Annotated in this window: 7 protein-coding genes; 3 read left to right on the top strand and 4 right to left on the bottom strand. The window is 29.5% G+C overall.

Annotation, left to right across the window (positions count from 1 at the left end; genetic code table 11):
* Positions 1-237: 237 nt before the first annotated feature.
* The 3 genes from lpdA to truA form a co-directional block, all read right to left on the bottom strand.
* Positions 238-1,626 (bottom strand): dihydrolipoyl dehydrogenase, encoded by a 1,389-nt coding sequence (lpdA, locus tag HALO113_RS13550; RefSeq protein WP_159779630.1) that lies wholly within the window; start codon positions 1,624-1,626, stop codon positions 238-240.
* A 126-nt stretch (positions 1,627-1,752) separates the two neighbouring features.
* On the bottom strand, positions 1,753-3,501 hold the full coding sequence (locus HALO113_RS13545; RefSeq protein ID WP_159779629.1) for an ABC transporter ATP-binding protein: 1,749 nt from the start codon (positions 3,499-3,501) through the stop codon (positions 1,753-1,755).
* Between the two features lie 37 nt (positions 3,502-3,538).
* On the bottom strand, positions 3,539-4,282 hold the full coding sequence (gene truA, locus HALO113_RS13540; protein ID WP_159779628.1) for a tRNA pseudouridine(38-40) synthase TruA: 744 nt from the start codon (positions 4,280-4,282) through the stop codon (positions 3,539-3,541).
* Between the two features lie 134 nt (positions 4,283-4,416).
* Between truA and HALO113_RS13535 the strand changes: the two genes are divergently transcribed.
* Both HALO113_RS13535 and HALO113_RS13530 read left to right on the top strand, forming a co-directional pair.
* Positions 4,417-4,911 carry a metallophosphoesterase gene (locus HALO113_RS13535; RefSeq protein ID WP_159779627.1) on the top strand — a complete coding sequence of 165 codons (495 nt, stop codon included), beginning with the start codon at positions 4,417-4,419 and terminating at the stop codon, positions 4,909-4,911.
* A 116-nt stretch (positions 4,912-5,027) separates the two neighbouring features.
* Positions 5,028-7,424, top strand: coding sequence for a hypothetical protein (locus HALO113_RS13530; RefSeq protein WP_159779626.1), 2,397 nt, complete (start codon positions 5,028-5,030; stop codon positions 7,422-7,424).
* Positions 7,425-7,501: 77 nt separating this feature from the next.
* On the opposite strand, the gene HALO113_RS13525 is transcribed toward HALO113_RS13530, so the two are convergent.
* Positions 7,502-7,915 (bottom strand): DUF4293 domain-containing protein, encoded by a 414-nt coding sequence (locus tag HALO113_RS13525; protein ID WP_159779625.1) that lies wholly within the window; start codon positions 7,913-7,915, stop codon positions 7,502-7,504.
* A 197-nt stretch (positions 7,916-8,112) separates the two neighbouring features.
* On the opposite strand from HALO113_RS13525, the gene rho reads away from it, so the two are divergent.
* Positions 8,113-9,888, top strand: coding sequence for a transcription termination factor Rho (gene rho, locus HALO113_RS13520; RefSeq protein WP_159779624.1), 1,776 nt, complete (start codon positions 8,113-8,115; stop codon positions 9,886-9,888).
* The last annotated feature ends 233 nt before the right edge of the window (positions 9,889-10,121 follow it).

The raw sequence follows: 10,121 nt of genomic DNA, 5'->3' as shown, positions 1-10,121 counted from the left end.
ATTTCTTGAACAATTTGAAGTTTTAAAGACATGGAATAGTCTTTCTGAGTACGCTTTACATAGCTAATTTCTTGAGGTGTTTCCATAACGATGAAATTTGTGTATCGCTATTTCAGGACAAGACATTCACGTTATAAAAAAAGAGCTTAAATTTTAAGCTCTTTTTTTGTTAGAGTAAACAAAAAAAAGTCCAATATCTAAAATCGGACTTTTCATTTTACTTTTAATATTATCTTTTTACAAATGGATTACCTCACCATAAGCGTCTGCTACAGCTTCCATAACTGCTTCACTCATGGTTGGGTGAGGATGAACTGCTTTTAAGATTTCATGACCTGTAGTTTCTAATTTTCTAGCTACAACTGCCTCAGCAATCATATCGGTAACTCCAGCTCCTATCATATGACAACCTAGCCATTCTCCATATTTAGCATCAAAAATAACTTTTACAAAACCATCGGGTGTTCCAGCTGCTTTCGCTTTTCCAGATGCAGAAAATGGAAATTTTCCAACTTTAATATCGTATCCCTTTTCTTTAGCTGCTTTTTCGGTTAAACCAACAGATGCAATTTCTGGAGTTGCATAAGTACATCCTGGAATATTTCCATAATCTAAAGCTTCTACATGCATACCAGCAATTTTTTCTACACATAAAATTCCTTCAGCTGAAGCCACGTGTGCTAATGCTTGTCCAGGTGTTACATCTCCAATAGCATAATAACCAGGTACATTCGTTTGGTAGAAATCGTTCACTAAAATTTTATCTCTATCGGTTGCAATACCCACTTCTTCTAAACCAATGTTTTCGATATTAGTTTTTATACCAACAGCAGAAAGTAAGATATCTGCTTCTAAAACTTCTTCTCCTTTTGCAGTTTTTACAAAAGCTTTTACACCATTTCCAGCAGTATCAATTCTTTCAACTGATGAATTTGTCATGATTTTAATTCCTGCTTTTTTCAAAGAACGTTCAAATTGTTTTGAAATATCTTCGTCTTCAACTGGAACTACATTAGGCATGAATTCTACGATGGTTACATCAGTTCCCATGGCATTGTAGAAGTGAGCAAACTCAACACCTATTGCTCCAGAACCTACTACAATCATTTTTTGTGGTTGCTCTGGTAACGTCATGGCTTGTCTATAACCAATTACTTTTTTACCATCTTGTGGTAAATTAGGCAATTCTCTTGAACGTGCCCCAGTAGCAATGATGATATGATCAGCTGTATATTCTGTTACTTTGTTATCTTTATCAGTAACTTCTACTTTTTTACCTGGTTTTATCTTTCCAAAGCCATCAATTACATCAATTTTATTTTTTTTCATTAGGAATTGAACTCCTTTACTCATTCCTTCAGCGACATCTCTAGAACGCTTTACAACTGCATTGAAATCTTTGTCAAATTCTTTAACTGTTAAACCATAATCTGAAGCGTGTTTAAGATAATCAAATACTTGTGCTGATTTAAGTAATGCTTTCGTTGGAATACATCCCCAATTTAAACATATACCTCCTAAATTTTCTTTTTCTACAACAGCTACTTTAAAACCTAATTGAGAAGCTCTAATAGCTGTTACATATCCTCCAGGACCACTTCCTAAAACAATGATGTCGTATTTCATTTTTGTGCTTTTATTTATTATTATTAAAATACAGTCGCAAATGCGCTTGTCATTTTTTGATTTTTATATTAAAAAAAAGTAATTATAATATTATCGTTTGCGAATTTAAGGAATTATTTTAAAAGATTATACCTCAATTGAAAATTGCGATTCATACAAGTTTTTATAGAATCCTTTTTCTAATTTAACTAGTTCAGCATGTGTACCTGTTTCTACAATTTTGCCTTTATCCATAACAATAATGGTATCAGCTTTCATAATGGTAGCTAATCGATGGGCAATAATAATTGAAGTTCTTCCTCTGGTTATTCTTTCTGTAGCATTTTGTATTAATTCTTCTGAATAACTATCTATAGAAGACGTAGCTTCGTCTAGTATTAGAATACTTGGATTGCTTACATAAGCTCTTAAAAAAGCAATTAATTGTCTTTGACCTGAAGAAAGCATTACACCTCTTTCTTTCACATTGTAATCATAATTATTAGGTAAACTCATTATGAAATCATGTACCCCAATTTTTTTTGCAGATTCAATTACTTGATCTTTAGTAATGTTTGTATCGTAAAGGGTAATGTTGTTATAAATGGTATCGGCAAATAAGAAGACATCTTGTAACACAACTGCAATTTGTTTTCGTAAACTTTGAAGAGAATATTCATTAATGTTAGTATCGTCAATTTCGATCGTTCCTGAGTCAATTTCATAAAAACGATTTAATAAATTAATTATAGTAGATTTACCTGCTCCTGTACTACCTACAATTGCAATTGTAGAACCAGAAGCAATAGAAAGATTTATACCTTTTAGAACTTCTTCATCTTTTAAATAGCTAAATCGTACCTCTTTAAATCTTATTTTACCTTCAAAACGCTGTGCTTCAATATTTCCTATGTTTTGTATTTGACTATCTGTATCTAAAATTTCAAACACACGTTCTGCAGCTACTATTCCCATCTGCATTACATTAAACTTATCTGCAATTTGTCTCAATGGATTGAATAACATATTAATTAGCATTGTATAAGTAAACAAATCTCCAAAAGTAGTACTATTATCACCATCTATGATTTGCATTCCTCCATACCATACTATTGCGCCTAAAGCCAAAGAAGAAACAATATCTGCAATTGGAAAAAAAATTGAATTATATAAAATATTTTTCAACCAAGCTTTATTATGATTTTGATTTATAACTTTAAATTTTTCATATTCAATTTTTTCACGATTGAAAAGTTGTACGATTTTCATTCCTGTCAATCGCTCTTGTACAAATGTATTTAGATTAGAAATTTCATTTCTTACCTCATTAAAAGCAATTTTCATCTTCTTCTGAAAAATATTCGTAGCATAAATTAGTATTGGCATCGCAATCAAGACTATTAAGGTTAGTTCCCAATTCATGTATATCATAATTGCAAGAATGACAATCATTTTTAAAATATCACTTACAATCATAAATAAGCCTTGGCTAAAAATACTTGCAATAGATTCTATATCGGAAACTGTTCGTGTAACCAATTTACCAACAGGTTCATTGTCAAAATACTTCATCTTGAAGGAAGTAATATGTTTGAATAATTTATCACGAATGTCTTTAATAATATCTTGACCTAACCAGTTTGCCCAATAGGTAAAAAAGAATTGTGAAATAACTTCTAAAAGAAGGACAATACCCATAATTACTATATAGATTAAAAGCCCTTCTTTATTATGATTTTTAAGATAATCATCAACGGTTTGTTTTAATAGATAAGGTCTTGCAGCAGCAAAAATGGATAATAAAACAGCCCAAATAATAACCCAGTTAAACCTTCCTTGGTAGGGTTTAGCATACTGCATTATTTTTTTTAAAGGCTTGGATTTTATATTTTTCATTTATTTGTTTTCTAATTTATAGGTTAAGTAAGCGTAGTTATTGTTTTTTAATGTAAGGATAGTCTACTTGTACTAAATATAAACCATGTGCAGGAACTGAAAATCCTGCTTTGCTTCTGTTTTTACTTAAAATGATTTCATTAAAATCGGAAAGCGTAATTTTACCCAAACCGATATTAACCATTGTTCCCACTATAGCTCTCACCATATTTCTTAAAAAGCGATCAGCTTGAATTGTAAAGATTAATTGATTTCCTTTTTTAATCCAATATGCTTGAGTTACCTTACAATTAAAAGTATGAACATCTGTATTTACTTTAGAAAAACATTCAAAATCGATATGCTGAAATAAGATTTCGCAAGCTTTATTCATTATATCTATGTCAAGTTCTTTAGAAAAATACCAGCTTCCCTCTTGATTAAATACATCTTTAAATGTATGAATATAATATTCATAAGTTCTACTAGTTGCATCAAAACGAGCATGAGATTCTTTCTCAACGGGAATGAAATCATAGATAACAATGTCTTTAGGTAAATAAGAATTCATTTTTTTAACCCAATAGGAAGCATCTAAGTAAGTGTCATAATCAAAATGGGCATACATTTCTTTTGCATGTACACCGCTATCAGTTCTTCCAGCACCAACAATCTCAATCTTTTGTTTTAATAATAAACTTAGTGCTTTATCGAGTGTTTCTTGAATTGAAATAGCATCAGGTTGTATTTGAAAACCAAAATAGTTTTTACCGTTGTAAGCAAATTTGATAAAATATCTCAAAATCAACAATAATTTTTACAAGATGGCAAAGTTACAAAATTCAATTACCAAAATTAGATTTATAAATCCTAAACTTTGTTAATAATCTACTAAAATAATAAATTATCTTTCTCGATTTCTATTATTTTTGTAGCATGACAAAAATTTTATTGCTCTCCGATACGCACAGTTATATTGATGAACAAATTATGAAATATGTTCGTTTAGCCGATGAAGTATGGCATGCCGGTGATATTGGTGATTTAAAAGTTACAGATACGATAAAAAAAGAAAAACCTTTACGTGCTGTTTTTGGAAATATAGACAATCACGAAGTTAGAAAAGAATTCCCTTTACACAACCGTTTTTTATGTGAAAAAATTGATGTTTGGATTACTCATATAGGAGGTTATCCTGGAAAATATAATTTCGATATAAGAGAAGAGATGACTAAGAATCCTCCTAAAATTTTTATTTGTGGCCACTCACATATTTTAAAAGTAATGCAAGATAAAAAATTAGGGTTATTACACATGAATCCTGGAGCAATTGGTAAACATGGATTTCATCAAGTGCGAACCATGTTACGTTTTGAAATTGATGGAGAAAAAATTCAAAATTTAGAAGTTATTGAGTTAGGGAAAAAGTAGTAATTAATATTTGTTTGAAAAAGCAAAAAAGAATGCTTAATTAGTCTATTTTTTTTTCTATATTTGACATGCTTCATAGTTACTATTTCGCATAGCGACAATTTTAAATTTTAACTATGAATACAGACTTAATAAAACAAAAGATTAAAGCTAAAAAATATTCTGAAGCTCTTAATCTTTTATTAAAACACACCCAAGAGGACATTATTAAAAGTAATCTTCTCGATGATTTGTTATATGATTATTTTTCGAAAGAGAAAATACATTCTGAAACGCTTGAAATAAAGTTATCGGAATTATTTCCTGAAAAATTTGTAAAAGCCGTTAGAACAACTCAAGCGTTTCTCGACACTAATCGATTAACTTTTTTTAAGAACCTTTCATTCCTACAAAAGTTCAAGGAACATGTAATGCTATGGGACTTTCTTCAAAAAGGAGAACATCAGCTATGGAATACTATTTCAAAAGAATCATCTGAATTATTAAAATTTGAAGTAGATTATGTTTTATCAGAAGTTGTATTTTGGCTTGAAAATGAAAGATATTCGGATAATTCTCAGCAAAAGCTAACTAAATTAGGAACTGTTTATAATTTTTTTATAGAATTCTATTGGCACTCTGCAAAAGAGCCTGTAAACATAGCGGCAGAAAATTTCAATCAAACTTTTCACAAATTAGTATATGAAAAAATAAAAAGCAACAAAACAACTGATCCAAAAATTAATGTTGTTTTAAATGCTATAAGCCATTGGATTTCATTTAACGAAGATGTATTGCAAGCGTATTGCTTTGATTTAGAAATTAATCCATTAATTGAGAATGATTGTCTTTACTTTGTTCAAAATCCTAAACACTATTATAAGTGGAAACTCGATGGATTGCGATATAATAAAGTCAGTTTTAATTATCAATTAAAAGCACAAGAAGTAATTTCAAATTTGATTAATCAAAAGAAATTAATAATTCCTGGAAAAACAGAATCTGATTTCGAAATGAATTTAGATGCTGCCGTCAAGTTAACAAAAATTGAACTCTTCCTGCACGATGCTACAATTCCTAATTATGTGTATAATGGAAAAAAAATAAGTATAAACAAGATTTTTCATGGTATTAGCACCTATGCAACCCACAAATTTTATCGATATGAAAATAGTATTGAGCAATTTAAAAGCATCAGTATCGATTGGTTTGATAATTATTTTAAAATAAATGCACTTTCAGTAAAAAATAAAATAGAGATACTTCCCTATGTATTAATAAAAAAAGAGACTTATGTAGCGCTTGTTAAAGAGGTAACAGGTATTACTGAAGAAGACACTTCGCTTTCATTTGATAGTCTATCTTATAAAATAAATAAAAAGAATGGCTTTAACCGGTTTAATATCAAATATAACGTTTGGACTAAACCTTTTTTTAAAATGGGTAGTTCCTTTTTTTGTCCCACGCTTTTTTTAGCAACTAATGATTGGTTTTTTGCGGCAACGCAAATGGCTATTCAGCATTTAAATTGGAATTCTCTAGAAAGAAAGTCTACAGCAACTGAAATGGAAACATTTTTAGGTTATAAATTTAAACAAAAAGGATATAAGGTAAAAGTAATAGAAGACAAAGAAGCAAATCTTATTGATGGAGATGTAGATATTATTGTTGAAGATGCAAACACCACACTTTTTATACAATTAAAAAGAACCTATTTTAGAGTTTCTGCAAAAGATGCTTTTAATGAATCGGAACAATCTGACAAAAAAGCTAGTGAACAATTGAATGATGCTGAAATATCACTTAAACAAGACAATAATATTTATAACTTGAAACAAAAACCTATTAAATGGATTGTTTCTACTTCTTTAGAAGGTATAAATACGAATGTTAAAGGCTGCAGAAAGACAAACTATTTTGATTTGCTATTTGCTTTAGAAAATAATAAAATAAAATCATTAGCAGAATTAATTACTCATCTTCAAAAAGACAGAAATATGATTAGTCTTGATGATTTAGAAAATAATTTAGAGGCTTTAAAAGATTTTGGCTTACCATTAAAGCTTAAAGAACCAGAAACGTTCAAACAATGTGTATATTATTTAAAAAAAGATGCAAATTATATTGAAATGTTAAATAAAGGAATTTCATTATATAATAAAAATGATACAAAGGCAATAAAAATACTTGAACAATGTGCTAAAATTAATGAGAATGATGTGAGTGTTTATGGTGCACTAGGCAATTGCTATGCAAACTTGAACGATGTTTTAAATTTTAAAAAAGCATTTGAAAAAGCATTAACAATAATCCCTAATGATCCCTATTTAAAGAGAAATTATGCATTGGCTCTAATTGAAAATGAGTGTTATTATGATGGGTTAATAAAACTATTAGAAATACTAGAAGACTATGGTTATATTGATAATGTTATCTATATATTTAAAAAAAATCACACTTCTTACAAAGAGAAGCTTACTATGAAAGAAAGAGAAGCATTACAAAAACGCTGCAATTTCATCTCATTTTATTAAAGACTAATATAAAATATAAAAAAATCCGAATCTATTGATTCGGATTTTTAACGCACTAATAAACTAAGATGTTAGGTTTATCGCAATCGATCCACAGATTTTACGAGATCTTCGTCCTTTTTAATTGCTCTATTGGCTAGAACAAGAAAAACGATAGAAATGGCAGGAAGATAGATCCCAATACCCTTCTCAGAAACTTCCGTTTCTCCGGATAAGCTTAGTGTTCGATACACAAAAAATCCTAGTAAAATAAAGTTAAATATGATTGACAATCTGTTTAAAACAAATTGATTTTGTCTTTTTTTATAGCTAAAAATACTAATTAAAGTTAGTAAGGAAGTTAATCCAAAAAGTAACATATGAATAATTGAAGAAGTAAAAAAAACAGGAGTATCAATTCCTTGTTCTTTCCATAAGAAAAAAACAAAAGGGAAAGCAGCTGTAATTAAACAACTCAATAGCATATATATAGTCTGAACTCTTTGTAACATTCAAATTTGAATTAGCTCAGCAAAAATAGATTTTCTTTTTTAAAAAAACTATTGTTTTATTCAATTTTATTCGTATTATTGCATGGTATAATCGTAAGTACTTCATTCTACGATTTGTATAATCTCAAAAAAATCTCACATTTTTTGTTGACCTAATAACTCTAACATATCTAAAATAATTTATTCATTATATATCCATGTTTGATATTGAAGTATTAAAAGAGATGAAACTCTCTGATTTGCAAGAAATTGCAAAAGTTGCAAAAGTTAAAAAGTATAGAACTTTAAAAAAAGATGAATTAATCTATCAAATTTTAGACGTTCAAGCTGCAACTCCTGAAACAATTAAAGTTGATAATAATACAGCTAAAGAAGAAGAAAAAGTTGTAAAACCTAAAAGAGCTAGAGTCATTGCTTCAAAAATCGAAAAGAATTCACCTGTAAGTAATGAAAAAAACAGTGTAAAAATCGAAAAGAAGGAGGAAGACGTTAAAAATAACGAGTCTACAAATGATTTAGCTTCTGAAACGAAATCTGCTAAAAAGACTAAATCAAAAAAAACAGAAGTAAAACCTGTTGAATCTAAGAAAACGGAGATAATTGAAAAAAAGGAGTCAAAAACAGAGGTTGCTAATGAAAGATTAATTTCAGAAACAAACATTACAAAACAACCTTCGCAAGTTAAAGCCACTATTCCGAACCATAAGGCGAATCAGAATAATCCAAATCATCCAACCTATAAGAAAACAAATGGAAACGGAAATGGAGTTCAAAATGCTACTGCAAATCAAAATACAAATTCTAATCCAAATCCAAATCCTACTCAAAAAAATAACTTTAGAGAACCAGATTATGAGTTTGATGGTATTATAGAAAGTGAAGGGGTTTTAGAAATGATGCCTGATGGCTATGGATTTTTAAGATCTTCCGATTATAATTATTTAGCTTCTCCAGATGATATATATTTGTCTACTTCTCAAATTAGATTATTTGGTTTAAAAACAGGTGATACAGTAAAAGGAGTTGTAAGACCTCCTAAAGAAGGGGAAAAATATTTTCCACTTGTGCGTGTGTTGAAAATTAATGGACACGATCCTCAAGTGGTAAGGGATAGGGTTTCATTTGAACATTTAACACCAGTTTTTCCTAAAGAAAAATTCAAGTTAGCTGAAAAAGCGAGTACTATTTCTACACGTATAATAGATTTGTTTTCTCCTATAGGGAAAGGGCAACGTGGAATGATTGTAGCACAGCCTAAAACAGGTAAAACCATGTTGTTAAAGGATGTGGCTAATGCTATTGCGGCAAATCATCCTGAAGTTTATATGATTGTTTTGCTTATTGATGAGCGTCCTGAAGAGGTGACTGATATGCAAAGAAGTGTAAAAGGAGAAGTAGTAGCTTCAACATTCGATAGAGAGCCTCAAGAACATGTTAAAATTGCTAATATCGTTTTAGAAAAAGCAAAAAGATTAGTAGAATGTGGGCATGATGTAGTAATACTCTTAGATTCAATTACACGTTTAGCGAGAGCTTATAACACTGTTCAACCCGCTTCAGGAAAAGTATTGAGTGGAGGTGTAGATGCCAATGCATTACAAAAACCAAAACGTTTTTTTGGAGCAGCACGTAATGTAGAAAATGGTGGTTCGTTAAGTATTATTGCTACCGCTCTAACAGAGACAGGGTCTAAAATGGATGAGGTAATTTTTGAAGAATTTAAAGGTACAGGTAATATGGAACTTCAGTTAGATAGAAGAATATCTAACAAACGTATTTTCCCAGCTATCGATTTAGTTTCCTCAAGTACAAGAAGAGATGATTTATTATTAGATGAAACCACTATTCATAGAATGTGGATTTTAAGAAAATATTTAGCAGATATGAATCCTGTTGAAGCTATGGAATTTTTAGAAAAGAGAATTAAAACGACTAGAAACAATGAAGAGTTTTTGATTTCTATGAATGAATAGATAATAATATAAAAAGGTTTTCTATTTATATATATAATAGGCTTCCTTTTTTTATTCAAAAATAAAAGCCTAACTTAAAAAAGTTAGGCTTTTATTTTTGAATATGTGTCTTGTCCTGAAATAGCGATACACAAATTTCATCGTTATGGAAACACCTCAAGAAATTAGCTATGTAAAGCGTACTCAGAAAGACTATTCCATGTCTTTAAAACTTCAAATTGTTCAAGAAATAG

The organism is Flavobacterium sp. 9AF, assembly GCF_902506265.1.
Classification (GTDB): domain Bacteria; phylum Bacteroidota; class Bacteroidia; order Flavobacteriales; family Flavobacteriaceae; genus Flavobacterium.
Note: the sequence above shows the minus strand (reverse complement) of the source record. Positions and strands in the feature narration are given on the sequence as shown.

Bases quoted from the DNA above. Each gene is read 5' to 3' on its own strand.
- lpdA (WP_159779630.1), bottom strand. From the start codon at position 1,626: ATGAAATACGACATCATTGTTTTAGGAAGTGGTCCTGGAGGATATGTA.
- HALO113_RS13545 (WP_159779629.1), bottom strand. From the start codon at position 3,501: ATGAAAAATATAAAATCCAAGCCTTTAAAAAAAATAATGCAGTATGCT.
- HALO113_RS13535 (WP_159779627.1), top strand. From the start codon at position 4,417: ATGACAAAAATTTTATTGCTCTCCGATACGCACAGTTATATTGATGAA.
- HALO113_RS13530 (WP_159779626.1), top strand. From the start codon at position 5,028: ATGAATACAGACTTAATAAAACAAAAGATTAAAGCTAAAAAATATTCT.
- HALO113_RS13525 (WP_159779625.1), bottom strand. From the start codon at position 7,915: ATGTTACAAAGAGTTCAGACTATATATATGCTATTGAGTTGTTTAATT.
- rho (WP_159779624.1), top strand. From the start codon at position 8,113: ATGTTTGATATTGAAGTATTAAAAGAGATGAAACTCTCTGATTTGCAA.